Genomic DNA, 1,452 nt, shown 5'->3' on the forward strand with positions numbered 1-1,452 from the left:
TGCGGGAACACGGAGATGCCGAATTGTGAAATGTGAAGATACGACCCCGATGGCCTATGACAAAACGAGTGTTAGGGCTTAACTAAGCGCCATTCCTATCTGACCCCAACGCTTCCGTCGCAGTCATCGTGATACGCCTGATTTCCGAGTGACCCAAGATGTCAACGCCATTGTCTGTTGTTCGGATGTCCCACACCTGTCCCGCTCCCAACACGCCCCTGTAAAGAGGGACCCCCTGTGCGGTGTAGAGCGCCACGAAGTAGAGACCAGTACTCGCTCGTGACTTGTTGACGATCATAATGAGAGATTGCGACGCGACCGTTCCCATACCCAATCGCACTGGATGCATATTGAAGACCTTCGGTAGCTTCTCATTGATCAGGACGGCGTGGCCGCTCCTGATGTCAAGATGACATTTGTGGTATCTCGCTTCGAGTCCTGTGCCCGCAATCGGCATGAAGGAATCTTCGACACGATCTTGGCGCACAGGAAACGCGTGCATGATATCATCAAACAACTGTGGGGGCTGTTCTCCCGTCAGGCGGGCAACGCTCACTGTGACCTTGTTGCTTGAGACCATTGCGGGATATCGCTTTGCAGCTTTGACCTGCCAGATGGGATCGAAACTCGCCCCCGCAACTCCGCCGCCGATATACCGGCACCCGATCAAGGCCAGACAAGAGGCTACAAACACCATAATAGATCGAAGCATCTTCATGGGTCTTCAGCCGAACCATTGATTGACGTCCGACGGCGTTATTCAATCGCACTTACTGGGACAAGGACAACTAGACTGTGCACTCTCGAAGGACGAACAACCGAATGTGGAAACCGCCCACTCGTAGGTCTTCGCAAGCGCGGTCCCAAGCCAGCCGGGCTTAATCCAACTCGACTGCTCGTTCACTGCCGCCTCCATACAGTCCCCGAAGGTTCCGTCACATCCGCTCTTGGACTGCTGCCCTTTGGGATCACATGTGCCATAACATTCATCATGGTCATCGCAACACGGTCCGAAGTTGAAGCCAAATGGCGCATCGGGTACAAGCCAGCCTCCTGCCTCGCCTGGACCACAACCGGAGAGTCCTAAGCTGTCATATGCACTAATTGGGGCGTTACCGACAAAGGAGTAAGTCTTGGTATCCTTCACACGGCGAAAAACAGCACGCTCTTGACTGTGCATCTTTGCCACTACCTGCTCAGCACGACGCGCCGCCTCCGGACATTTCTGGCGAATTCTCGCGATCAAAGTCGCGATCATCGCATTTTCATCTTCAATCGATTCCTCAGCAAATGATCCTCGGAATCCCATCTCTCCGATGGGGTCTCTTGAGAGCCACCGCCCCAGCTCGGGTGAGTAGTATCTGTAGCCGTAGTAGAGCAGTCCGGTTTCCGTATCGGTACGGCGAATAACTATACCGCGCAGCCAGGGCGCCGGAGGAGGCGAGAAGCTTG

At 54.5% G+C, this 1,452-nt stretch carries 2 protein-coding genes; both read right to left on the reverse strand.

Annotated elements, in window-relative coordinates:
* Nucleotides 1-82: 82 nt before the first annotated feature.
* The gene (locus QME66_13870; GenBank protein ID MDI6810028.1) at nt 83-712 is read right to left on the reverse strand and encodes a hypothetical protein; all 630 of its coding nucleotides are present in this window, start codon (nt 710-712) and stop codon (nt 83-85) included.
* A 48-nt stretch (nt 713-760) separates the two neighbouring features.
* Nucleotides 761-1,452 (reverse strand): RHS repeat-associated core domain-containing protein (locus QME66_13875; protein MDI6810029.1); only part of this gene is annotated, 692 nt, incomplete at its 5' end.

The sequence above is a fragment of the Candidatus Eisenbacteria bacterium genome (assembly GCA_030017955.1).
Taxonomy (GTDB): Bacteria; Eisenbacteria; RBG-16-71-46; order JASEGR01; family JASEGR01; genus JASEGR01.